Genomic DNA, 22,932 nt, shown 5'->3' with positions numbered 1-22,932 from the left:
CGCCGCCGGCGACAGGACGTCGCCGGATTGGCTGCCGCTCATCCGTACAACCCAGCGAGCGGCAGCAGCAGGCGAACGCGGGCCTGGCCGTGCGAAGCACAGCAAAACTATGCGTGACAGCCGGAGAGCACGGCACCACACCTATTCGGAGATCTCGTCGTGGCCAAGCCCCGCACTGTGCCGCCCAGCGCACCCAAGACCGTCCAGGACGACACGCCGGCCGACGTGCCGGCCGTGAAGGAAGAGAAGACTACGGACGCGCAGCCGGCGACGGACGGCTCGGTACCGGAGCAAGGCCGAGGTGAGCTGGAGTCCGCCGCGTCGGTTGTCCGTGCAGCCGATGGCGCTGCCGTGGACCAGTCGCAGGCCGACCGTTCGGCAGCGGACCAGGGCGCGGACGCCGAAGCGGGTGTTTCTTCGCCTGATGCTGCGTCTCTCGACGCTGTCACTGCGCCTGCTGCCTCCACGGCTGGGGCCAATGATGCGCCGAGCGCCTGGTGCTTCGAAGTACTCAGCCCGTTCAAGCACAACGGCGTGGTCGTCAAGCCGCCGGCATGGATCGAGATGACCTGGGACGATGCGGAGGACTACCAGGATGCAGGCGTCCTCGGTGATGAACCGGCCACCCCGGAAGAGCTGGAGTAATCGGCCGCCATGTCCTACTGCACGCTCGCACTGCTGTCGGCGGCCAAGCTCGCTCAGGAGCTGGCGCAGGTGGCCACGCCGGAGCGCTATCCGATCGTGGACGATGCGCTGATGGATGCCACGCTGCTCGGCAGCGATCGCAGCGCCTTCGACCCAGCCGACGTGGCGATCGCCGATGAGGCGGCCGCGCACGTGCAGCGCGCTCTGGACGACGCCGATGGCTTGATCAACGGCTACCTGGTCATGCGCAAGCCCAAGCCCTATCCGGTGCCGTTGCCGGCGCCGGTACCGGGGATTGTGTCCACGTGGGCACGGTGGATTGCGCGCTACCTGCTGCATAAGGACCGGGTCAACACCGAGGAGCGCACCGATCCGGTGGTGCGCGACTACAAGGAAGCACTGCGCTTTCTGGAGCTGGTGCGCGATAGCAAGTTCAGCCTCGGCGCCGATGACCCGCTGCCTGCGCCCAGTGGCGGCGCGCCCGAGGTCTGTGCACCGCCGCGGGAGTTCAGCCACCGCACCCTGCAGGACTACGGCCGGTGAGCACGCAGCCCTTCGACATTGGCCTGGTGCGCGATCGCATCCGCCAGGGCGTCAGCGACAAGGACGTGCGTCAGATCCAGGGTAGCGCCGACTACGCCGCCGTCCAGGCGTTGCGCGACTTCCCTGCGCCGTGCTGCTACGTGTTGCTGGCCCGCGAGATGCCGCTGGAGACCAAGACCGGCGCCTCGATCCTGGGCCAGCAGTCGCGCCTGGCGCAGCTGGTCGAAGTCAACTTCGCGGTGGTGACCGTGTGTCGCAACTACCGCGAACAGCGCGGCGCCCAGGTGATTGATGAGCTCCGGATCCTTCTGGGCAAGGTTCGCCAACCACTGCTGGGCTGGACGCCGCCCATTGCCGGTGGCCGTGCCTGCCAGCTCATCGAGGGCAACCTCGAGGACTACGACGCCGCTACCGCCCTGTGGGTCGACGTATGGAAGACCCAGGCCCTTCTTCAACCTGAGATCCCGCGATGACCACCCAGAAATACACGATCAAGAAGCCGGGCCTGACGCTGTCGCGCAAGCCCATTGCCGCCGGCGAAACAGTCGAGGTTCCCGCCGACCTGGTGCCTTGGGCAGTCGAACGCGGCTTCATCGACGCCCCCGAGGCCGATTCCACCCCCAACACATCGCGCAGGGCCGGTGGCCAGGCGCCTACTGCCAGCGCCCAGGAGGCGAAGTAAGCCATGTCTAAGACCGAATATTTCTCGTTCCAGGGCCGCGTGTATCTGGGCCTGCGCAATGCCGACGGCAGCCGCGCGCCGGCGCGCTGGGTGTATGACGGCAGCGTCCTTGAGCTGGCCATGTCCAGCACCCGTGAAACCAAGAAGGAAAGCTGGTCGGGTGTGCGCGGCGTCGCCGCCACCATGACCACCGAGCGCAACCTGGGTGTGCGGCTGACGCTGGGTCAGATCAACACTGACAATCTGGCGCTGGCCACCGACGGCACGCGTCTGGATCTGGCGTCGGGCTCGGTCGCCAACGAGGCCATCGGCGACGTCAAGCCGGGCGACGTGGTCGCATTGGAGTACGCCGCGATCAGCGCGCTGGTGCTGGAGGGCGGTACGCCGGCAGCTCCGCTGGTGGCCGACACCGACTACACCGTCAACCCGGTCACCGGCATGATCACCTTCCTGACCACCAAGTCCGCTGTGGCCGCTAAGACCTACGAGTACGCCGCCCACAGCGTGGTCAAGGTGTTCGAGAGCAGCAAGTCGGAGTACTACGTGCTGTTCGACGCCGTCAACAGTGTCGACGGTACCACTCAGCGCGTCCGCGCCGACGTGAACCGCATTTCGTTCCCGGCGGCTGAATCCCTGGCGCTGATCAACGATACCTTCGGTGAGATCGTGCTCAATGGCGAGGCCAAGATCGATCCGGTTCGCCAGTCCGATCCGCGCTTCGGTCTGTACGCCCGCGTCATGCTGGTGGACGCCGCCTGATGGCCACCCGAATTGGCAACCAGGACCAACTGCCCTCCGAATCCGGCTCGCCGGATTCGGGGGCAGTGGCCGACGAACTGGACATCCTGGCTGCGCAGCAGCAGGGCCAGGTCGACGGCAAGACCATCATCGTGCGCGAGTACGGCTTCTTCGAAGGAGCCCGCATCCTGCCTCTGGCCGCTCCGCTGCTGGCCGACCTGCAGCCGCTGTTTGAGGGAAGTGAGCCCGCGTCGATGCTGGAGGTGACCGATGTACTGCTATCGCACCCTGACCTGATCCGCCATCTTCTGGCCTGCGCCATCGCCCCTGCGCCGGGGGAGTGCCAGGATGCTGCCGCCGAGGTGCGGGCACAGGAAGGCTGGCTGGAAACGCTCAATGAAACCGACGGCGAGCAGATGCTGCTGCTGTGGTGGCAGGCCAACGGAAATTTTTTGCTGCGCCGGCTGCTGCGCAACGCCGTCGGCAAAAGGGTGAGCCAGTCGGCTATGGACGGGTCTTCACCGACCTGATCTGCGCTGGCTACGGCCGCTGCTTTGCCGACATCGGTCGGATGACGCAGCGCCAGATCCTGCTCGCTTGGGAGCATGTCCAAGCCCAACAGCGGCGAGCACGGCGGGAGCGCATTACCGACACCAACGCTGCCTATGCCGGGGGCGATCCGGCGACCACCTTGCTGAAGGAACTGAAGTAACAATGGCCGCCACCCGCAACCTTGAACTTGCGATGCGCATCGCCCTGGATATCGAGCAGGCCCAGAAAGCCCTGCCGGTACTCCAGCGGGGTCTGGCCTCGGTCAAGGACGCCGGCACTGCTGCCGGCGCAGGTCTGGAGGGTGTCACCAAGGGAGCCGACAAGGCGGCCGGCGCGCTGGATCAAGCCAGCCGCAGTAGCGCGTCTGCAGCTGACCGGGTGCGAACTGCCGGCGCGTCCATGCAGAAGACGGTCGCCGATGAGATCCGCTCGATCTCCGAGCTTGATGCCCGCCTGCAGCAGGGCGCGGCCAGCATGTCTGAGCTGGCCGACACCGAAGCCCTGCTCGACCGGGTTATGGCGCGCGGGCTGATCACCGCCGAGGACTACAACAGCGCGCTGAAGACGCTGGACAAGCAGGAAGCATCGCTGAGCCGCACTGAGCAGCAGCGTCAGCGTTCCCTAGAAGGCGTCATGGGCCGATACGACGGTGCGTCGGCCAAGCTGCAGAAACTCGAGCGCGACGAGCGCGAGCTCCAGTCGGCGGTGGATGCTGGCCGCATCAGTCGCGAGCAATACAACCGCGCCCTGGCCGGCATCAATATCCAGCGCAATGCCGTCAACCTGGCCGAGGCCAACAATCGCGGGCGCGGACCCGGCGCTATCTCCGCGGGCCAGTACCAGATGGCGATGCGCCAGCTGCCGGCGCAGATCACCGATATCACCACCAGCATCGTCAGTGGCATGCCGATCTGGATGGTGGCCATCCAGCAGGGCGGCCAGCTGAAGGATTCCTTCGGTGGTGTGGTGCCAGCCGCGCGTGCGCTGGCTGGCGCTATCACCCCCACCGTAGCCGTGGTCGGCGGATTGGCCGTGGCGGTCGGTGGCCTGGCACTGGCCTGGAAGCAAGCGGTCGACGAAGAGATGGCCTTCCAGCGGGCACTGATCGTCACCAACAACTATGCCGCCACCAGCACTGCCAACCTGCAGGCTCGGCGCGATCAGCTCGCCGGTCTCCAGGGCGTCTCCCGAGGCACCGCTGCTGAGGCGCTGACGAAGGTGGCGCAGACCGGCCGCTTTACCGGTGAACAGTTCGAGCTCGTGTCCCGCAGTGCGGCCAAGATGCAGGCCTCCGCCGGCCAGGCCATCGATACCACCGTCGCCAAGTTCCTCACCCTGAAGAAGGATCCTGTCGAAGGCCTGTTGGCGCTGACCGAGTCGGAGAACTTCCTGACCGAGGCCCAGCTGGCGCGGGTGCGCGCCCTGGTGAAGGAGGGCAACCAGCAGGAAGCTGTGGCGGAGGCGATCAGGATCTACGCCGACCGCCTGGACGACGTTGCTGCGCAGAGCAATGAAACGATGCCCGCGCTCGCCCGTGGTTGGCAGGAGGTCAAGAAAGATGTCAGCGGTGCATGGGGCGCGCTCGGCGACTTCACCAACGCAGTTGTGCAGCTGGCCGGCGAATGGGGTGTGCTGGCCAAACTGCCACGATTGTCCGATCTGCTCGGGTTGGGCGTGGTCGGCAGCACGCTGACCAAGAACTTCGGGCTTCCCTCCTTTGCCGACCTGACCGGAAAGATGGCAGCGCGCATCCGGGCGGCCTCTGGAACCAACGCGCCTGTGAAGGTGCAGATGGCTGGCATCGACGCCCCCCTCACGCCGGAGGAAGAAAAGGCCAGGCAGGAGTTCGAGCGGCTTCGCATCAGCAATCTGAGCAAGGTGAAGAAGCTCGAAGAGGAGATCGCCAATATCCGGGCACTGGGCAAGGCCGGCCGCATGGATGAAAAGTCGATCAAGTCCCTGGAGGCAGAGGCCCGCGCACGCTATGCGGAGAGCCTTCCCAAGAAACCCAAGGGTCCCAAGTCAGAAGCCCAGAAGGATGAGGCAGCGGCGCAGCGCGAACTGGAGCGCCTGAAGCAAGAGATCGAGTTGGTCGGCACGCTGGATGAAAGCCGCAAGAAGGCCACCAAGACGGCAGAGATCGAGGCTGCGATCAAGGAAGGGAACTTCCAGAACGCATCGGCAAAGACCAAGCAGGAATTGCTGGACACCGCCAAGAAGCTGGACTCTGATCGCCTTCGCGTAGAGGCGGCAAAGAAGCTGCTGGAGGTGCAGGATCAGATCGCCAACCTTGAAGGGCGCGGCCCCGATGCGCAGCAGGCCAAGAGCCTGCGCGAGCTCGAGGTCACACGCCGGCAGATGGTCGAGGCTGGCAACCAGGCGGGCGTGGAGCAGGTCGACCGTGCCAAGGAGCTGGTGCGGCTGACGGCGGACCTGCAGAAAATGCAGGAAACCTACAACCGCGCGATGGGCGAGATGGGTCTGGCCCAGCAGCGCATCCAGGTAGAACTGCAGGCGGGGCTGATCACCGAGGCACAGGCCCGCCAGAAGCTGGTGGACCTGTCCCAGCAGCAGCTGACCGCCCTGGGCGATCTGCCCGATCGCATGCGCGCTACGGCTGAGGCGCTGAAGAACCCCGAAGCGCTGCAGGCGGCCGAACAGATGGCTGTCAAGCTCAAGGAGATGGCCGCCACCACCAACCTGCTGCAGCAGAACGTGCGCACCACGTTCCAGAGCGCATTCCGTGACGCTCTGATGTCGCTGGCCAATGGCAATGCCACCCTGGGCGAGATCGTGCGCAGCTTCTTCCAGTCCATCGCCAGCGGCCTGGCTGGGTACGTGGCCGATGAGCTCTCGGCAAAGCTGGCCTCCACCCTGACTGGCAAGCTGTTCAACAAGGGCGCCGAGGTCGGTACCGAGGTTGCCGCGGCGACAGCGACGCAGGCGTCGGCGGCGGCCCTGTCCTCTGCCGGCGGCGTGGTGACCGCCGGCGCAAGTGCTGTTACTGGCAGCGCGTCGGCCTTGGCGGGCGCGGGTGGCGGCTTGATTACTGGTGCGGGAGCGCTGACTGCGGCTGCCATCCAACTGCAGGTGGCGGCATCGGCCTTGGCAGCCGCGAACGCGGCAAGCGGAATTGCGAGCGGCTTGGCCGGTCTCGCAGGACCCGGAGGTGTTGCAGGCAAAGTGACTGTCGGCGCGATGACGCCAATCCTTCGCGCATCTGGCGGCCCTGTCAGTGGCCCTGGAACCAGCACCAGCGACAGCATCGCGGCCTGGCTGTCCGATGGCGAGTTCGTGGCCCGTGCCAAGGTGGTCCGACAGCCTGGTGCGCTGGCGTTCCTGCACGCCTTCAATGCCATTGGCATGGATGCCGTCCGGCGCTGGGGCGCGTATGCCTTTGCCGACGGTGGCCTGGTCAGCCAGATGCCCTCGCTGCAGCACTCGCCGGTGTTCAACACCGTGGCCGCAGCGCCGACAGGCTCGCCTACTCAGCTGGGTCTGCGCCTGATCAATCAGGTATCTCCGACTCTGTTCGAGGACTACATCGATGATCCAGGCAGCGACAAAACCATCATCAACAAGATCAGCCGCAACGCTGCGGCGATCCGCCAAGCACTGGAACTCTGAACATGGCCTGGGCAACTGACACCGCAGCCAATATCACCGACCTCATGGCCCGCCTCCGGGATTTCCTGACCACCAACGCGGCCCTGGTGGCAGCGAACCAGCAGTGGCAAGTGGTGGGCGGCGTAGCCAGCGGTCCGATCGCGGCCAACGATTTCGTGTCACTAAAGGGCCGTGGGCTCTCCGGAGAGGATGAGATCTACGTGTCGCTGCAGGCGTGGGTAGTGCCGGCCAGCAACTACTACAACATGCGCATGCGTGGCCACACGGCGTACAACCCGGATCTACCTGGCATCCTCACGCAGCCCGGTGCGAACTCGAACTACGTGTCGATCCTGGGCGTTAATTCACCGATCAAATACTGGTTTATTGCCAACGGGCGCTGCTTCAAGGTGATCACCCGCATCAACGGGCGATATGACGCTCTGTACGCTGGTTTCATCCTGCCGGAGCACCTGCCGGGGGACTGGAGCTACCCGCTTTTCATCGGCGGCTCTTTCCTGGGCAGTAACGGTGTAGCGTCGCTGGATACCTACGGCCACTCCAATTTCTGGAATGCGATCGCGGACGGACAGAGCAACGACTCGTTGAGTCAAGGCTATCTCTTCACGCCGATGCAGGCGTGGTTGCCCGTTCGTAATGGGTACACCACCACGTACATGGCCACGGGCCGCATCACCATGCCCTGGAACCCATATGTGGGTAATCAGAACCTCCGCAGCTGCCTGGATGGTCAGCGCTGGCTGCAGCGCGGCCAGCTTATGGCGGTCGGCTGGACCTCGGGCAGCGTTGATCGCGGGTCGCGCGTCAGCGAGGTTCCGGAGGGTGGTCAGTTCTACGGCAGCTTTGACGGCGTCTTCTACACGCCGGCCTTCGGTGCCACAGCTGAGCAGATCGCTACGGTCAACGGGGTGGACCATCTGCTGGTCCCCAATGTCTATCGAACAGGCGACGGGCAGTACGCCGCATTTGCTCTGGAGTAAGAGATGGCCTACGCCGAATTCATCAATGTTCCCAACGTACAGACCCTAATCGACCTGGCGGTGCAGTTCGCGCAGGCCAATGGCTGGGCCGTCGAGCGCAACAATCTGGTCGGTGCCAATCGCACCGCCACGCTCCGCATTCCTGGCGTCTCCGACTACGTCCATCTTTTCAACACCGACCAGCTGAGCCTGAGATCTCGCATCTCGATTGGCTATGACGGAAACGGAGCACCGTCCGTACAGCCGTTGGTGTCCCCGCGCGATATCTCGACATACGAACTGGCTGGGCCATTCCCCCGTTTGAAGCTGTTCGCCAACGGCAATGCGATCCACGTCGCCATCGCCCAGGCCGTTGCCGGAGAGTACCGCCATCACACCTTCGGCGTTCTTGAGAAGGCTGGCGCATACATGGGCGGCACGTACGTCGACGGGACCTATTGGGCGCGCACCGGAAGCTATAGCGGGATGCTGACATCGAGTGGCAGCAACGTTATTCCGTTCGGCCACAACACCAGCGCAACGGGCTGTGGACACGTGCGTGCGGATTCGATTGAGGACGGCCGTACCAACAGCTACAGCAGGATCTGCAATTACTACAACAGCACCCTGGATGCCGAGGGGCAGGCTGGATCCGGTGTCGGATCTATCAACCAGTCGACCACCTCTTCCAGCTACGACAGCATGTGGTTGGGCTACGCCCTCGCAGGTTGTGACGAGAACACCTTTTCTGGCCGCAGCGTGTTTCAGCCGATCCAGTTGAGCATTCGCCGCCCCGGTACCGGTGTGTACCTCTCACCGATCGGGCGAGTACCCGGACTTCGTGCCTGCTACCTGGAAAAGCTCGAGCCCGAGCAGGAGATCACTATCGGCGAAGACACATGGATGGTGTTTCCTTGGCTGCGCAAGCTGGCCATGAGCAGCGTGACCAACGCGCCTCCGGCCAGCGGCAACTATGGCTGGGCTGTGAAGAAGTCCTGATGGCCATCCTTCTCACCACGCAGAGCAGCACAGGGCCCAACTGGCGCAGTGGCAATCTGGCGATACCCCGCACCCGCATTCCTCTCCAGTTTCGCGGCGCAGCTGCACGGCTGGGTTTCTTCACCGGGTCGACCAAAGAATCGACCATCGAGGAACCCGAACAGCGATCCAGCGGCCCCCAGCAGCGCACCTCGTTCGATGACTGGTACTACCGCATCCACGTGCTGCCACTGCGCATCGACCTGGGCAATCTGGTCACCAACCAGGTGCGCTACGTCCAGGTTTGGAACTCCTACCTCCAGCAGCAGACCCTGACCTCGGCAACCCTTGAGAACGGCGAAGGCGTTGAGATGGTGGGCCCTGGCGCTCCGCCGCTGCCCTTTGCGCCCCTGCAGCTGCGCCGTTGGCAGCTATCGGTCACGACCGAAGGCCCGCCGGTAATCGCGGCGACGTTGTCCTACGACTTCGTGGCCCTGGGGCGGCGCACCGTCACAATTACCGGCAATCGCATGTCGGCCTGGATGCTGCCGCCAGATTGGTCCCGGCCGGTGTCGGAAACCCTGGCGTGGGCAACCGACGTCCAGCAGGCCACCGACGGCGGTGAGGCCCGCTTCCCGCTGCGCGCGTCGCCGCGACGCTCTTGGGAGTTCAGCGTCTTGGCCGACCGGCGCGAGCGCCAGGTGCTTGAACACGCCCTGTTCGACTGGTCGGCGCGCACTTGGGCGCTGCCGGTCTGGAACGACGTGTCGTGGCTGAGTGCGCGCCTGGCGCTGGGTGTGCAGTCCATCCCGGTACAGGCCGCTACGCAGCGCGACTACCGCCCCGGCGGCCTGGCCATGCTTTGGAAGGACGTCACCACCTACGAGCTGGTGGAAGTGGCCGACATTGCCGCCGACAGTCTGCAGCTGGCCCGCCCCACGGCCAACGCCTGGGCACCTGGCACACGGGTGCTGCCCTGCAGGACAGCTCGCATTGCCGAGACCCCCAGCCTGGAACGCGTGACCGACCAGGTCATGCGGTCGACCGTGCGCTTGGCTGCGGTGGAGACCTGCGACTGGCCAGCAGCGGCGCCGGCGGCGGTCTATCGCGGTCGACCTGTGCTGGAGCAGCGCCCCGACCTCGACCAGGCGCAGACGGCCGAGTTCGGCCGGCAGCTGGTGGTGATCGATGGCGATATCGGCCCTGTTGCCGTCGATGACATCACCGGCAAGGCATGGCCACTGCAGTCGCACGCCTGGCAAACCTGGGGGCGCACCGAGCAGGCCAATCTGCGCAGCCTGCTGTACTGGTTGCAGGGCCGCGCGGCTGCGCTGTGGGTGCCGTCTTGGGCCGATGACCTGGAGCTGGTCGAGCCAGCCCTAACCACCTCCAGCGGCATCGTGGTGGCTTGGGCAGGCGTGGCCCGCTTCGGGCGCGCTCAGGCAGGTCGTCGTCACCTACGCATCGAGCTGTTCAGTGGGCAGGTGCTGTACCGGCAGATGATTGAGGCCACCGAGTTGGATCCGCAGCGGGAGTTCCTGCAGCTGGACGTGCCACACGGGATTGCCTTGCAGCCAAGCGCCATTCGACTGATCAGCTGGATGGTACTGGCACGCCTCAGCTCCGACACCGTGGAGCTATCGCATGAAACCGATGGTGAGGGTGTCGCGCGTTGCCGCGTGTCCTTCGCCGGCATTGGCGCTGAGGAGAGCGAGCCGTGAGCCTGTTCTCCCGTCATGTGGAACTGTACGAGTTCGGCCGCGGCTCTCAGCGTTGGCGGTACACCTCCAGCGATCGCGCAGAGATCTACGACTCGCAGCAGTTCACCGCCGTGGTCATGAAGCGCGGTCGGTTGGGTCAGTCGGCGCAGGAGGCGCGGTCTAATCTGGAGGTCACGGTGCCGCTGTCGTTGCCCTTGGCGTCAGTGCTGCGCCCGTTCCCACCCACCGAGCGCATCACGGTGCGTTGGCTCAGGGTGCGCAAGAACGATGGCGTCATTCGGGACACCTGGAATGGCGTACTGAGTGATTTCACTGAACGGCAGAACGATCTGGTGCTGACCTGCCAGAGCAACATCGGCGCAGCCGCCACCAATGGCCTGCGTCGCTGCTGGCAGGGGCCGTGCCCCTTTGCGCTGTTCGATGAAGACTGTGGGCTCAATCCGGAGTTGTTCCGGATCGATGGCGTGCTGTCAGCCGCCTCGACGATGACGATCGCATCCGCTGCCTTCGCCGCCAAGCCGGATGGCTGGTTCGTGGGTGGTTTCGTCAAGTGGAAGAACGGTGCCGCCACCGAGTACCGGTTCGTCGTTGCCCATGTCGGTCCTGTGCTCACCCTGCTGACTGCTGCGCCGCTCGCTACCGGTGAGCTGGTTTCGGCCTACCCCGGTTGCGGCCATGCGTTGCCGGTGTGCCACGAGAAGTTCAACAACGCGCCCAACTTCGGCGGGCAGCACACGATCCCGAAGAAGAACCCCTTCGGTCCGGACCCGATTTTCTAAGGAGTCGATATATGTGGTTCCAGATGGTGATGATGGTGGTGTCGCTGGTTATCAGCTTCGTGTTCCGTTCGAAGCCAGCGGTACCCAAGCCAGCTGCGCTGGAGGACTTCAACGTCCCGACGGTCGAGGATGGCCGGGAGTGCGCAATGGTCTTCGGGACGAACTGGATCGATGACCCCAACGTGCTGTTCTACGGTGATCTGCGCACCACGCCGATCAAGGTCAAGGGTGGCAAGAAGTGATGGGAAGCCCTGTCCTGGTCACGGTTGAGCACGCGCGTGCCGCCAAGCTGGGCGAGCACAGCGGCGTGCTGTGCGCTGCCGGTATCCGCACCTGGATGGATCGACATGGGCTGGATCTGCGCCGGTTCCTAGATGAAGGCCTGCCGGTAGAGCAGTTCGAAGCGCTGGACGACGCGTTCGCCCAGCGCCTGGCCGCGATCGCTCGCGAGGAGGCCAGCCGTGGGTAGTGGCAAGAAGCAGACCGTCGGCTACCGCTACTACATGGGCATCTACTTCGGTGAATGCCTTGGCCCAGTGGACTCGCTGCGAGAGATCCGCGTAGGCGATCGCAAGGTCTGGGACGGCAGTGCGCAGACGGTGTGGACCAAGCTCTTCGGCGTCAACGTGCCGCGTACTGTGCCAGAGACGGGGCCGATCACGACCTCACGGTCCATCACGATTCTCGCCCCGGAGGTGTTCGGCGGTGACAAGGGTGAAGGCGGCATCGTAGGTACGCTGGAAGTACGCATGGGCGAGCCCGCCCAGATGCCCAGCACCTACCTGCAGTCGCTGGTGCCCGGCCCGTGGCCAGCGGCACGGGGCCTGTTTACGACCGTGTTCAATGGCCAGGTGTCGGCCATGAACCCGTACATCAAGAACTGGACGAAGAAGGTCTCGCGCTGGCGCCAAGGCTGGAAGAAAGGGCTTTGGCAGGGCGACCTGGTGCAGATCGATGAGGGCATGAACCCGGCGCACATCATCTATCAGGTGCGCACGGAAGGCATGGGCCACCCGATCGACGTGATCAACGATGAGAGCTTCCGCAAGGCGGCCCAGACGTTGAAGGATGAAGGGTTCGGCCTGTGCCTGAAGTGGTCCCGATCAGTGCCTGCCGGAGAGTTCATGGACATGGTGTGCGACCACATCGGTGGCATGCGCATCGAGGATCCGGTGACGGGTCTGACTGAGCTGGTGCTGGTGCGGCCGGACTATGACCCGGCGACCTTGGAAGAGATCGGACCGGGTCAGATCATGGAGCTGCTTGAGTGGCAGCAGCCGCTACTGGACAACAGCGTCAACGAGGTCACGGTCGTCTATCGCGATATCGCGACCAACAAGGATGCCGCCGTCACCTACCAGAACCTGGCCAGCGTGCAGGCCCAGGGGCGAGTGGTCAACAGCCGGAAGAACTACCCAGGCCTGTGGAATGCCGCGCTCGCCGGCCGGGTCGCGGCGCGCGAAGTGGCGGCCGTGAGCGGCCTGCCCTGCAGGGTGAAGATCCGCGTGCGCCAGGATGCGGGCCCCTTCAAGCGCGGGCAGGTGCGCGCCCTTTCGTGGCCACGACGGGGCGTAGTCCGTATGCCGGTACGGATCCTGGACATCGACAGCGGAACGCAGACCGAAACGTCCGTGGTGCTGACTGTCGTCCAGGATGTCGCCGGCATGGCTTCGGCCAGCTACATCCAGCCTTCGGACAGCGCTTGGGTGGAGCCTGATACCAAGCCCAAGCCGGTCACCGTGCAGCGACTGCAAGAGGCCAGCTACCGCGATCTGGCCACCACCCTTGGGGCAACGGAGCTGGCCGCCGTCTCGGCCGACGCCGGCTACCTGACCTCGATCGGCGTGCGGCCGTCCTCGGTGGCATTCGGCTATACGCTGCAGACCCGGCTGGGTAGTGCGGCGTTCGCCGAGGCGGGCGCGGCCGACTTCGCTCCTACCGGCCTGCTGATCACCGCGATGACGGCCACTACAACGGCCATTGCGCTGTCCGCCGGCGTCAGCCTGGACATGATCGAGGTCGGCACCGAGGCGCTGATCGATGACGAGTTGGTCCGGGTGGTCTCGATCGACCCGGTGGCCGCGACGCTGGCCGTGGCCCGTGGCTGCGTGGACACGGTGCCGATGCCGCATGCGGTGGGTACGCGGGTGTGGTTCACCGACGAGTACGTCGGCTTCGACGGGCGCGAGTACCTGGCCAACGAATCGCCCCAGGCGAAGCTGATCACCCGCACCAGCCAGGGCGAGCTGAATCCGGATCTGGCCACCGCGATCGCGCTGACGATGCGCCGGCGCCAGATCCGGCCTTATCCGCCGGGACGGCTGCGTATCAACGGCGACACCTATCCTGCTGAGGCCTGGGGCGCCGGCGGTACCGTGGTGGCCACTTGGGCACATCGCGATCGCCTCTTGCAGGCCGACCAGCTGGTCGACTCCGAGCAGTCCAGCATCGGCCCAGAATCAGGCACCACCTACACCGCCCGCTGGTACCTGCAGGACGCCCTGGTGCGCACGCAGACGGGCATCACGGCCGCAACCGACAGCTACCTGCCGCCGGTCGGCAGCGGCGGCGAGACGCTGCGGGTTGAGATCGAGGCCGTTCGAGATGGCTTCGGCAGCTGGCAGCGCCTGCAGCACACCTTCCTCTACCGCGCCCAACTGGTGACCGAAGCGGGCGACCGCATCGTCACGGAAGCCGGCGACCCGATCATCCTGGAGTAGTCGATATGTCCGATACAAAAGTAACTGCATTGCCTGCAGCGACGGAGCTGTCAGGAAGTGAGAGCTTCCATGTGGTCCAAGCTGGTGAGAGCCGAAGGGCTACAGCGGCTCAACTCGCTAGGCTTGCATCTGGTAACGCCGGTGTCAGCATCACTACTAAGTCAGCCAGCGCTACGCTATCGCTGACCGACGGCGCGTGGCTCGAAATGGATGTCGCCACGGCCAACAGCTTGACGATCCCCCCGAACAGTTCGGTTGCGTTCCCTGTTGGAACGGTCCGTAATGTCCACCAGCGCGGAGTGGGGCAGACCACCATCGTCGCTGGCGCCGGCGTCATCGTCCGCACCGATGAGACCCTGAAGCTGCGCAAGCAGTGGGCCACCGCAGTCTTGGTAAAGCGCGGCGCGGACGAGTGGGTGCTTGCAGGCAGTCTGGAGGCAGCGTCGTGATCCCGGGCGTAGTAGCTGGTGGGTTCCAAAGATCCCACCCTGTCCCGCCCGGGACTCGGGTGTTTTTAGCTGACGGAACGTTCGTTGTACCAGCTGGCGTGTCACGCGTTGATGTGTTGATCGTAGCTGGCGGTGGTGGTGGTGGTTCCCGGCAAGGTGGCGGTGGTGGTGGCGGTGGCGTGAGAGTGGAAAAGAACGTCAGCGTCATGGCAGGGGATGCGATCCCGGTGGTGATAGGTGCTGGGGGGGCCGGCGGCACTGCTGGCGGGCGCGGGGGCAATGGTTCCAATTCATCGTTTGGATCCATCAATTCCATCGGTGGCGGAGGTGGTGGTGGTAGAACTGCAGATCTGCAGGGAGCAAACGGGGGTAGTGGAGGCGGTGGAGGCGGTGGAGGCAATGGTGGTGTTGGCACGTCTCTGCAGGGTTATGGCGGAGGCGGCTCGCCCTCCGTTAAGCCCAATTTGGCTGGAGGCGGCGGCGGGGGCAGTGGCCCGGGATTCATGAGCTCATACACGGGAGTGGAGGACTACCAAGGCAACGCGGGCCGTGGTGGCGACGGCTTGGAATTCGAATCGCTTTCCGATTTAGGAGACCACGGGTGGTTCGGCGGCGGTGGTGGCGGCGGGGGTTACAACACGCTGGACGTCGATGGCGGCGGCGAGGGTGGGAAAGGTGGAGGCGGGAGGGGGGATGGCAGAGGTAAGGACTCGCCGGCTACTAGTGCTGCCGCCGGGATGTCTGGTTCTCCAGGAACTGGCGGAGGTGGTGGCGGATCGGGCAGTTCGGCGTTTACAGGAGGAGCTGGCGGCAGTGGCGTGGTCGTGGTTGTCTGGCCGGCCGGCAAGCTTCCTCCGTCAATTCTGGCTTACTCTGGTGTCTCGCAAACATGACAACCAATTTCAAAAAAACCGCTGATACTCCTCGTCCGCCAGCATCGATCATCAAACTGGTGACGGCATTGGTGATGCGGCGGTGGATATCAGATCCACGACTTTCAGACACGGTCACTGTCGTTGCTGCGGACATGCATCCTCCGACGACGGCAGGCCTTCAGGCTGGAGACGTAATTTCATGGCGAGATCTGGCGTACGGCTTGCTAGTGCCATCGGGAAATGACGCTTCGCTTACCGTTGGTCGTCTCGTTGGTGAGATGATCTTGGCTAGTGAAGGAGCACCGCCGGGGAACGGGCTGTCTCGGTTCATAGCTGCAATGAACTCCCTGCTCTCAGGTCTAGCTATGGAGGGCGCTGTAGCATTCTCTACCCACGGTGTTGATACGGATTCCAGGCTTACAGCTCGCCAGGCCGCGCGGCTGATGGTAGAGGCTATGGCGGACCCGTTCCTTCTGACGGTAATGGGCACCCTGTCGCACGTCGTGACGATTACTGGCGTGAATGCCCGTACGTACTCGATCGTGCACACCATTAACCCTGACGGTGACGTTAAGTTCCCTGAATTTCTGTGCGGCAAGACTGGGAGCTATGCATCGGTTGCTGAGTATTGCCTAGTGATGGGCTGGAGCAAGCCAGATGGTGGCCACGGTGTTGTATGCGTCCTGCGATCGCCAACAACTGCGGACCGTTTCGTCGATGCTCGAAAGATCATCGACTTTGAGAAGGCGATTGCCTAGCTCGCTGTCGCGGTTTGCGGGTGATCGTCCCCAGATGGGCGGATTCCGCCCCGCGCAATTTCATTCCGCTGGGCGCAACATTCATGGCCTACCGTTTATCTCACTGATGGCGCGCGATTTATCGCGCGCCGTTACAGCATGCCGCTGCCGCGCTCGCCGGGCCCCGTCCGGAGGCAGCAGCGGGTCGCTTTACGCTGCACCGCACAATCCGTTGACAGGACGATGACAGCTTGCCCGACCCAGACTGCGGCCGCGCACCGTCCGGTGCCCACGATTGCCGCGCGCCTGGCGCGCACCTGGGAGGGTTTGTGGAATTCACGTTTGCCTGGCGGCGTCCTGCCGCCATGATGGCGCTGGCTGCCCTGTCGGCGCCGGCCTTTGCCGCCGAAGACGACCGTCCGGTCACCGCCACCCTCGGTGGCCGCCTGCACCTGGACTTCGCCACCTTCGACAACGACAACCGCGGCACCCCGAACAAGGACGACACCGAAATCCGCCGTGCGTGGGTTGACGTGTCCGGCAAGTTCTTCGTGGTCGACTACAAGCTGGAAGCCGATTTCTCCGGCGACCGCGTCGAGGCCAAGGACGTGTACCTGGCACGCAGCTTCGGCAAGGCCGGCAAGCTGACCGTGGGCCAGTTCAAGCAGTACTTCTCGCTGGATGACCGCACCAGTTCCAACTACGGCAGCTTCCTGGAGCGGGGCAACGCCGGCACCACGCTGGCGCCGCTGTACCGCCTGGGTGCGTCATGGCAGGCCAACCCCGGTGACTTCACCTGGGCGGCCAGCCTCTACAGCCTGGAAAGCATCGACGCCTGGCAGGTGAAGGGGCGCGCTGCCGGTGGCCGCGTCACCTGGGCGCCCTCGCCCAGCGATGGGGACGTGCTGCACCTGGGCCTGTCGCTGGCCCGCGAGGCCTACGACAACCCCGGCGCCAACGGCGTGCCCGGCCTGCGTATCCGCCCGCGCCCGGCCGGCCATCTGTCCGACGAGAGCCGCCTGACCCTGGTCGACTTCTCCGCCGGCCGCGATACCGACGTCAACAAGTGGTCGCTGGAGTACGCGCAGGTGCGCGGCCCGCTGTCGTGGCAGGGCGAGTTCAGTGGCGCCACCTTCGACGACGGCGCGCAGCGCGGCGATGTGATGGCCGCCTACGGCATGCTCAGCTGGTTCGTGACCGGCGAAAGCCGCGCCTACGACCGCAAGACCGGTCGCTTCGCGCGAGTGAAGGACATCCGCCACAAGGCCGGCGCCTTCGAGGTGGCGCTGCGCTACGACCAGATGTGGGGTGCGCAGCATCTCGACGGCGCGCCGGACCTGCGCCGCGGCAGCACCGAAGCCTGGACGCTGGGTGGCAACTGGTACCTGCGCGACAACCTGCGCTTCATGCTCAACGTGATCGAAAGCCGCAACCGCGACCGCCTGGCCGGGGTGACGGTGGACCGCACGCGCGCGGTTACCGGACGCCTGCAGTACGACTTCTAAGCCCGGATTCCCGGGCATGCCGCCCGGGCGCCTTCCACTCCCCCACGTCCTGTTTTCGCAAGGAGTCCGCAGATGATGCTGAGCATCCTCGGCTTTGGCATGGTCATTACGTTCATGTACTTGATCATGAGCAAGCGCCTGTCGCCGCTCGTCGCCCTGATCACCATCCCCATCCTGTTCGCGCTGATCGGTGGCTTCGGCGCCGGCATCGACGAGATGATGCTGGAGGGCATCAAGAAGATCGCGCCGACCGGCGTGATGCTGATGTTCGCCATCCTCTACTTCGGGGTGATGATCGATGCGGGCCTGTTCGATCCGCTGGTGCGGGTGATCCTGCGCTTCGTCAAGGGCGATCCGATGAAGATCGTGCTCGGCACCGCGGTGCTGGCGATGCTGATCTCGCTTGATGGTGATGGCTCGACCACCTACATGATCACCGTCTCGGCGATGCTGCCGCTGTACCAGCGGCTGGGCATGAACGCGCTGAACATGACCTGCGTGACCATCCTCGCCGGCGGCGTGATGAATCTGACCCCATGGGGTGGCCCGACCGCACGCGCGGCCACCGCGCTGCACGTGGACCCGGCCGACGTGTTCGTGCCGCTGATCCCGTCGATGGTGATCGCCTGTGCCGGCGTGCTGCTGCTGGCCTGGTACCTGGGCCTGAAGGAACGCCGCCGCCTGGGTGTGGTGACCTTGCCGCAGGGTGGCAGCTGGATGGACAACAGCGTGTCCGATGACAACAACGCGCTGCCGTCGGTGGAGGACGCCGAAGACATCAAGCGGCCGAAGCTGCTGTGGGTGAACCTTGCGCTGACCGTAGCGCTGATGATCGCGCTGATCATCGGCGTGCTGCCGATGCCGGTGCTGTTCATGGTCGGCTTCGCCATCGCCCTGGTGATCAACTATCCGAACCTGGCCGAGCAGCGCCGCCGCGTGGTCAACCACGCCGGCAACGTGCTGTCGGTGGTGTCACTGATCTTCGCCGCAGGCATCTTCACCGGCATCCTCAACAACACCGGCATGGTAGAGGCGATGTCGCACAGCTTCCTGGCCGTGATTCCGGAATCGTGGGGCCCGTACCTGGCGGTGATCACCGCCGTGGCATCGATGCCGTTCACCTTCTTCATGTCCAACGACGCGTTCTACTTCGGCGTGCTGCCGATCCTCTCCGAGGCCGCCGGCAACTACGGCATCACCCCGGTGGAGATGGCGCGCGCCTCGCTGGCCGGCCAGCCGGTGCACCTGCTCAGCCCGCTGGTGCCGTCCACCTACCTGCTGGTGGGCCTGGCCAAGGTCGAGTTCGCCGACCACCAGAAGTTCACCCTGAAGTGGGCCATCGCCATCTCGATGCTGCTGATGATCGGCAGCCTGCTGTTCGGCCTGTATCCCCTCGCCGCCTGACCCTTTGCCAAGGAGCCTTCTGCAATGACGCTTCGAATCGCTTACGTCACCAGTGGAATGGGCAGTGTCGGCACTGCCATCTGCCAGAGCCTGGCCCGCAGCGGCCACACCGTGGTTGCCGGCTGCGCGCCCAACTCACCGCGCAAGGCCAACTGGCTGCGCGAGCAGCGCGAACAGGGCTTCGACTTCATCGCCTCCGAAGGCAACGCCACCGACTGGGCCTCGACCAGCGCCGCGTTCGCCAAGGTCCGCGCCGAAGTCGGTGAAGTGGACGTGCTGGTCAACAACTCCGGTGGCAGCCGCGACCTGCTGTTCCGGCAGATGACGGTGGAGGACTGGAACGCGGTGATCGCCTCCAACCTCAATTCGCTGTTCAACCTGACCAAGCAGGTGGTTGATGGCATGGCCACGCGGGGCTGGGGGCGCATCATCAACATCGGCTCGGTCAGCGCCCACAAGGGTCAGATCGGGCAGGTGAACTACGCCACCGCCAAGGCCGCGATGCACGGCTTCAGCCGTGCGCTGGCGGCGGAAGTGGCCTCGCGTGGGGTCACCGTCAACACGCTGTCGCCGGGCTACATCGCCAGCCAGGCGATCAGCGGCTTCCCGCCGGATGTACTGGACCGGCTGGCCGCCTCGGTGCCGGTGCGCCGCCTGGGACGCCCGGAGGAAGTAGCTGGCCTGTGTGCGTGGTTGGCGTCGGATGAAGCTTCGTACGTGACCGGCGCCGACTATCCGGTCAACGGTGGCCTGTACATGGGTTGAGCCCGTCTCCACGCAAGGCGTGGACCGCCTCCCCCACGGAGTGCGCGGGGCCGGTGAACCTTCGCTTGCGAGGGGGATCCGGCCCCTTTTTGTTTCTGCATTTTCGGGACGTATTGCCCGATACATCGGCAGAACCGGTGCTATACCTGCCAACGCTCGCCGAGCCCGATGGATGAACGGCCGGAATCGCGGATCAAGGAGGTTGGCATGCGTGCATTGCTGATTGCGCTTCTTGTGGTCGCCACCCCGCCACTGGCGGCCACCCCACCTGCTGCCACTGCGGATGAGGCGGATGCAACATGGCGGCTCGTGGAACGCTGGTCCTTGCAGCTGGCACGCTCTGACCTTGTCGCGCAGCTATCGCCACTGGCTCCGGCCGGCTCGCGCTCGGAAGCAAGAAGGGGCCGGGGCGACAGCGCCACCATCGATCTGGCGCCCTTCGTGGTCGCTGGGAGGATCAAGGGGCCTTCTGGCCAGATCTACACCGATGCGTCGGGGCGAATCATCAAAGGCATTACGCTGCGGCTGGGCGGCGCCTGCATCTCGCGAAAGCAGATGGGTCGTCGCTACCCCGACTTCAATGTCCTTTCCGTGCCGTCAGGGCATAGCCTGGACGAGTCGACGGTGTTCGGCACGGTAGTGAACGGCATCCAGATCGGGTTCTCATTCTCCGAACATGACCGTGACTGCATGGACCAGCTCAAATTCAACTGGCCCGGTGAGCGCTTCTGATTCCCACCCGCATACCGCCATGACGAACATGTTGCAGGACACGCACGGCGGCCCTGCTCCGTTCGTTGGTTTTTCGTAAAGAAGGTTTCATGTTCCGTTCGCATAGTGGCCATGCACCGCGCACGTATGCCGGTGACCACCCCCAATGCAACGGACCACCATGCAGACCCGACACCTGACGATCGCCGTGGCGATCGCGCTCTCCGCCACCGCCAGCGCCCATGCCGCCACCGCCGCCGATACCGGCGCCAGCACCGATGCCGCGCTGAGCGCGCAGACGCTGGATACCGTCTCCGTGATCGGCCAGGGCGAGACCCGCCAGGTGCAGCGCATCACCGCCGTCGACAAGCAGGTGCTGCCGCCGGGCACCAGCGGCCAGAAGATCCTCGACCGCCTGCCGGGCGTGTCGGTGCAGTCCAATGATGCCTTCGGTGCCAACGAGGAATCGCAGACCATCAGCCTGCGCGGCTTCGACAAGAGCCGCCTCGGTTACACGCTGGACGGCATTCCGCTGGGCGACAACAGCTACGGCAACTACAACGGCCTGAGCATCGCCCGCGCGATCATCGCCGAGAACCTGGCCGGTGCCGAGCTGTCGCAGGGCATCGGTTCGCTGGGCGTGGCCTCGACCAGCAACCTGGGCGGCACCATCCAGTACTTCTCGATGGACCCGTCCACCGAATTCGGTGGCCGCGCCAGCGTCACCGTTGGCGACGACAGCCAGCGCCGTGGCTACCTGCGCGTGGATACCGGCGACATCAACGGCTTCTCGGCCTACGTGTCCGGCGTGCACCAGGACCAGGACATGTGGGCCGCGCCGTACCAGAACCAGACCACCCGCCAGTTCAACGCCAAGGCGGTGTGGAACGTCGGCGATCACCGCTTCGGTGCGTTCGTGGCCACCTCGCGCGCCAGCCAGGCCAACTACGCCTATCTGTCCAAGGACATGCTGGCCCGCGGCCTGGGCTATGACTGGAACATCTATGCACCGGACTGGGATCGCGCCGTCGCCGCCGCGTACTGCGCGCCGGGCACCTACAACAAGGCACGCTGCGCCTTCAGCGGCGGCGTCAACAGCATCGACGACGCGTACTACCAGAGTCGTGCGCTGCGTGACGACAACCTGTACTCGGTGGATGCCGACCTTCGCCTGGGCGAGCAGGGCCGCCTGAAGCTGCTGGCCTATCACCACGACAACCGTGGCCAGGGCCACTGGTGGGCACCGGGCCAGCCATCCTACCCGGGCACCGACAAGATGCTGCCGATCTCGATCCGCAGCACCAACTACACGATCAACCGCGATGGCCTGACCGCCGCATTGTCGTGGACGGTCGGTATCCACGAGCTGGAAGCCGGCCTGTGGTACGAGCAGAACGACCATAACGTGTCGCGCAACTTCTACTACATCAGCGGCCCGTTCCTGGACGACCTGTACCTGAAGAACCCGGACCGCCTGCTGTTCAACCAGGACTTCGACATCCGCACGCGCCAGTTCTACGTGCAGGACCGCATGCGCTTCCTGGACCAGCGCCTGACCGTGGATGTGGGCATCAAGAGCCCGAACACCCGCATGCGCGCCACCGCCCAGCCGGGCGTTGAAACCCGCATTGCGTCGGGCACGCTGACCGCCAAGGAATCGGTGCTGCCGCAGCTGGGCCTGGGCTTCAAGCTCAACGCCAACAACGAGCTGTTCGCTTCCTATGCCGAGAACATCGCCGCCTTCGTCGGCGGTGGCAGCGGCGGCCCGTTGCAGGTATCGCCGGAATCGTTCGCGGCCAGCGCCGGCCTGGAGCCGGAGAAGTCCAAGAGCCTGGAAGCCGGCTTCCGTACCTTCGGCGAGAAGTACCAGGCGTCGATCGCGGCCTACAACGTCAAGTTCGACAACCGCCTGCTGTCGCTGAACCCGTGCTCGAGCATCGAGGTCGGCACGCGCCCGGAGTGCGTGACGCGCTTCATCAACGTCGGCTCGGTGAAGAGCCACGGTGCGGAGCTGACCTTCATCCTCAAGCCGATCGACGGTCTGCAGTGGTACAACGCGCTGTCCTGGAACAAGACCACCTACGAGGATGACTACACCTCGGGCGGCGCCATCGTACCGGTGGCCGGCAAGATCACGGTGGATACGCCGCAGCGCATGGCCTCCAGTGAAATCAGCTGGAACCGCGATGGCTTCTTCGCCAGCCTGCGTGCCAAGTACACCGGCAAGCGCTACTACACCTACACCAACGACCAGTCGGTGCCGGGCGTGACCACCTTCGACGCCGGTGCGGGCTACGACTTTGGCCCGGGCCTGGGCCTGCGCAACGTGCGGGTGTCGTTGAACGCGACCAACCTGACCAACAAGCGCTACGCCGGCCAGCTGAGCTCGTTCGCGCCGACCGATCCGAAGGGCACGCGCTATGCGATCCATGCGAGCGCGCCGCGGCAGTTGTTCATGACGGTGGCGGCGGAGTTCTAAATCGAAAGCGTTGCCCCGCGGCGTCTTGATTACCGCTGCGGGGCAGGGCCGGATGGGCAGGCG

22 protein-coding genes are annotated in these 22,932 nt (G+C 65.0%); all 22 read left to right on the top strand.

Going from position 1 to position 22,932, the window contains the following annotated elements; all coding sequences use genetic code 11:
• Positions 1-159: 159 nt before the first annotated feature.
• The 22 genes from N5J73_RS14080 (at position 160) to N5J73_RS13980 (ending at position 22,869) form a co-directional block, all read left to right on the top strand.
• Entirely contained in the window at positions 160-645 is a 486-nt protein-coding gene (locus N5J73_RS14080) for a hypothetical protein (protein WP_279941095.1), read from the top strand.
• A gap of 9 nt (positions 646-654) precedes the next feature.
• Entirely contained in the window at positions 655-1,188 is a 534-nt protein-coding gene (locus N5J73_RS14075; RefSeq protein WP_107378967.1) for a DUF1320 domain-containing protein, read from the top strand.
• Positions 1,185-1,661 (top strand): hypothetical protein, encoded by a 477-nt coding sequence (locus N5J73_RS14070; RefSeq protein ID WP_234367979.1) that lies wholly within the window; start codon positions 1,185-1,187, stop codon positions 1,659-1,661. Before N5J73_RS14075 ends, N5J73_RS14070 begins: the two co-directional genes overlap by 4 nt.
• The gene (locus tag N5J73_RS14065) at positions 1,658-1,870 is read left to right on the top strand and encodes a hypothetical protein (protein ID WP_107378966.1); all 213 of its coding nucleotides are present in this window, start codon (positions 1,658-1,660) and stop codon (positions 1,868-1,870) included. The genes N5J73_RS14070 and N5J73_RS14065 overlap by 4 nt, the downstream gene beginning before the upstream one ends.
• 3 nt (positions 1,871-1,873) lie before the next feature.
• The gene (locus N5J73_RS14060; protein WP_107378965.1) at positions 1,874-2,629 is read left to right on the top strand and encodes a hypothetical protein; all 756 of its coding nucleotides are present in this window, start codon (positions 1,874-1,876) and stop codon (positions 2,627-2,629) included.
• Positions 2,629-3,138 carry a DUF6631 family protein gene (locus N5J73_RS14055; RefSeq protein ID WP_107378964.1) on the top strand — a complete coding sequence of 170 codons (510 nt, stop codon included), beginning with the start codon at positions 2,629-2,631 and terminating at the stop codon, positions 3,136-3,138. The genes N5J73_RS14060 and N5J73_RS14055 overlap by 1 nt, the downstream gene beginning before the upstream one ends.
• Before the next feature lie 184 nt (positions 3,139-3,322).
• Positions 3,323-6,787 (top strand): phage tail length tape measure family protein, encoded by a 3,465-nt coding sequence (locus N5J73_RS14050; protein WP_279941092.1) that lies wholly within the window; start codon positions 3,323-3,325, stop codon positions 6,785-6,787.
• A 2-nt stretch (positions 6,788-6,789) separates the two neighbouring features.
• Positions 6,790-7,767: a hypothetical protein gene (locus N5J73_RS14045; RefSeq protein WP_236509559.1), complete on the top strand. Its 978-nt coding sequence runs from the start codon at positions 6,790-6,792 to the stop codon at positions 7,765-7,767.
• A gap of 3 nt (positions 7,768-7,770) precedes the next feature.
• Positions 7,771-8,745 (top strand): hypothetical protein, encoded by a 975-nt coding sequence (locus N5J73_RS14040; RefSeq protein ID WP_279941090.1) that lies wholly within the window; start codon positions 7,771-7,773, stop codon positions 8,743-8,745.
• Complete coding sequence (locus N5J73_RS14035) at positions 8,745-10,445, top strand: hypothetical protein (protein ID WP_279941089.1); 1,701 nt, start codon at positions 8,745-8,747, stop codon at positions 10,443-10,445. Before N5J73_RS14040 ends, N5J73_RS14035 begins: the two co-directional genes overlap by 1 nt.
• A complete protein-coding gene (locus N5J73_RS14030) occupies positions 10,442-11,224 on the top strand; it encodes a phage BR0599 family protein (RefSeq protein WP_279941087.1) in 783 nt (260 codons plus the stop codon). Before N5J73_RS14035 ends, N5J73_RS14030 begins: the two co-directional genes overlap by 4 nt.
• Positions 11,225-11,235: 11 nt before the next feature.
• Positions 11,236-11,466, top strand: a complete 231-nt coding sequence (locus tag N5J73_RS14025) for a hypothetical protein (RefSeq protein ID WP_099589394.1) — start codon at positions 11,236-11,238, stop codon at positions 11,464-11,466.
• On the top strand, positions 11,466-11,693 hold the full coding sequence (locus N5J73_RS14020) for a hypothetical protein (RefSeq protein ID WP_279941086.1): 228 nt from the start codon (positions 11,466-11,468) through the stop codon (positions 11,691-11,693). Before N5J73_RS14025 ends, N5J73_RS14020 begins: the two co-directional genes overlap by 1 nt.
• Complete coding sequence (locus N5J73_RS14015; protein ID WP_279941084.1) at positions 11,686-13,944, top strand: hypothetical protein; 2,259 nt, start codon at positions 11,686-11,688, stop codon at positions 13,942-13,944. Before N5J73_RS14020 ends, N5J73_RS14015 begins: the two co-directional genes overlap by 8 nt.
• 5 nt (positions 13,945-13,949) lie before the next feature.
• The gene (locus N5J73_RS14010) at positions 13,950-14,393 is read left to right on the top strand and encodes a hypothetical protein (protein WP_279941083.1); all 444 of its coding nucleotides are present in this window, start codon (positions 13,950-13,952) and stop codon (positions 14,391-14,393) included.
• The gene (locus N5J73_RS24215; protein WP_345782447.1) at positions 14,318-15,286 is read left to right on the top strand and encodes a glycine-rich domain-containing protein; all 969 of its coding nucleotides are present in this window, start codon (positions 14,318-14,320) and stop codon (positions 15,284-15,286) included. Before N5J73_RS14010 ends, N5J73_RS24215 begins: the two co-directional genes overlap by 76 nt.
• Positions 15,283-16,026: a serine hydrolase gene (locus N5J73_RS14005; protein ID WP_279941082.1), complete on the top strand. Its 744-nt coding sequence runs from the start codon at positions 15,283-15,285 to the stop codon at positions 16,024-16,026. Before N5J73_RS24215 ends, N5J73_RS14005 begins: the two co-directional genes overlap by 4 nt.
• A 344-nt stretch (positions 16,027-16,370) precedes the next feature.
• Positions 16,371-17,510: a porin gene (locus tag N5J73_RS14000; protein ID WP_049448331.1), complete on the top strand. Its 1,140-nt coding sequence runs from the start codon at positions 16,371-16,373 to the stop codon at positions 17,508-17,510.
• 75 nt (positions 17,511-17,585) lie between these two features.
• The gene (locus tag N5J73_RS13995) at positions 17,586-18,914 is read left to right on the top strand and encodes a CitMHS family transporter (protein WP_049448344.1); all 1,329 of its coding nucleotides are present in this window, start codon (positions 17,586-17,588) and stop codon (positions 18,912-18,914) included.
• 24 nt (positions 18,915-18,938) lie between these two features.
• Complete coding sequence (gene phbB / locus N5J73_RS13990; protein ID WP_049448332.1) at positions 18,939-19,679, top strand: acetoacetyl-CoA reductase; 741 nt, start codon at positions 18,939-18,941, stop codon at positions 19,677-19,679.
• Between the two features lie 207 nt (positions 19,680-19,886).
• A complete protein-coding gene (locus N5J73_RS13985) occupies positions 19,887-20,411 on the top strand; it encodes a hypothetical protein (RefSeq protein ID WP_049448333.1) in 525 nt (174 codons plus the stop codon).
• A 160-nt stretch (positions 20,412-20,571) separates the two neighbouring features.
• A complete protein-coding gene (locus tag N5J73_RS13980) occupies positions 20,572-22,869 on the top strand; it encodes a TonB-dependent receptor (RefSeq protein WP_049448334.1) in 2,298 nt (765 codons plus the stop codon).
• The last annotated feature ends 63 nt before the right edge of the window (positions 22,870-22,932 follow it).

This window comes from Stenotrophomonas sp. GD03654, assembly GCF_029845105.1.
GTDB lineage: Bacteria > Pseudomonadota > Gammaproteobacteria > Xanthomonadales > Xanthomonadaceae > Stenotrophomonas > Stenotrophomonas africana.
The sequence above is the reverse complement of the archived record's forward strand: the minus strand, read 5'-3'. Positions and strand labels throughout refer to the sequence as shown.

Bases quoted from the DNA above. Each gene is read 5' to 3' on its own strand.
- N5J73_RS14075 (WP_107378967.1), top strand. From the start codon at position 655: ATGTCCTACTGCACGCTCGCACTGCTGTCGGCGGCCAAGCTCGCTCAG.
- N5J73_RS14065 (WP_107378966.1), top strand. From the start codon at position 1,658: ATGACCACCCAGAAATACACGATCAAGAAGCCGGGCCTGACGCTGTCG.
- N5J73_RS14060 (WP_107378965.1), top strand. From the start codon at position 1,874: ATGTCTAAGACCGAATATTTCTCGTTCCAGGGCCGCGTGTATCTGGGC.
- N5J73_RS14055 (WP_107378964.1), top strand. From the start codon at position 2,629: ATGGCCACCCGAATTGGCAACCAGGACCAACTGCCCTCCGAATCCGGC.
- N5J73_RS14050 (WP_279941092.1), top strand. From the start codon at position 3,323: ATGGCCGCCACCCGCAACCTTGAACTTGCGATGCGCATCGCCCTGGAT.
- N5J73_RS14045 (WP_236509559.1), top strand. From the start codon at position 6,790: ATGGCCTGGGCAACTGACACCGCAGCCAATATCACCGACCTCATGGCC.
- N5J73_RS14040 (WP_279941090.1), top strand. From the start codon at position 7,771: ATGGCCTACGCCGAATTCATCAATGTTCCCAACGTACAGACCCTAATC.
- N5J73_RS14035 (WP_279941089.1), top strand. From the start codon at position 8,745: ATGGCCATCCTTCTCACCACGCAGAGCAGCACAGGGCCCAACTGGCGC.
- N5J73_RS14025 (WP_099589394.1), top strand. From the start codon at position 11,236: ATGTGGTTCCAGATGGTGATGATGGTGGTGTCGCTGGTTATCAGCTTC.
- N5J73_RS14020 (WP_279941086.1), top strand. From the start codon at position 11,466: ATGGGAAGCCCTGTCCTGGTCACGGTTGAGCACGCGCGTGCCGCCAAG.
- N5J73_RS14010 (WP_279941083.1), top strand. From the start codon at position 13,950: ATGTCCGATACAAAAGTAACTGCATTGCCTGCAGCGACGGAGCTGTCA.
- N5J73_RS14005 (WP_279941082.1), top strand. From the start codon at position 15,283: ATGACAACCAATTTCAAAAAAACCGCTGATACTCCTCGTCCGCCAGCA.
- N5J73_RS14000 (WP_049448331.1), top strand. From the start codon at position 16,371: ATGATGGCGCTGGCTGCCCTGTCGGCGCCGGCCTTTGCCGCCGAAGAC.
- N5J73_RS13995 (WP_049448344.1), top strand. From the start codon at position 17,586: ATGCTGAGCATCCTCGGCTTTGGCATGGTCATTACGTTCATGTACTTG.
- phbB (WP_049448332.1), top strand. From the start codon at position 18,939: ATGACGCTTCGAATCGCTTACGTCACCAGTGGAATGGGCAGTGTCGGC.
- N5J73_RS13985 (WP_049448333.1), top strand. From the start codon at position 19,887: ATGCGTGCATTGCTGATTGCGCTTCTTGTGGTCGCCACCCCGCCACTG.
- N5J73_RS13980 (WP_049448334.1), top strand. From the start codon at position 20,572: ATGCAGACCCGACACCTGACGATCGCCGTGGCGATCGCGCTCTCCGCC.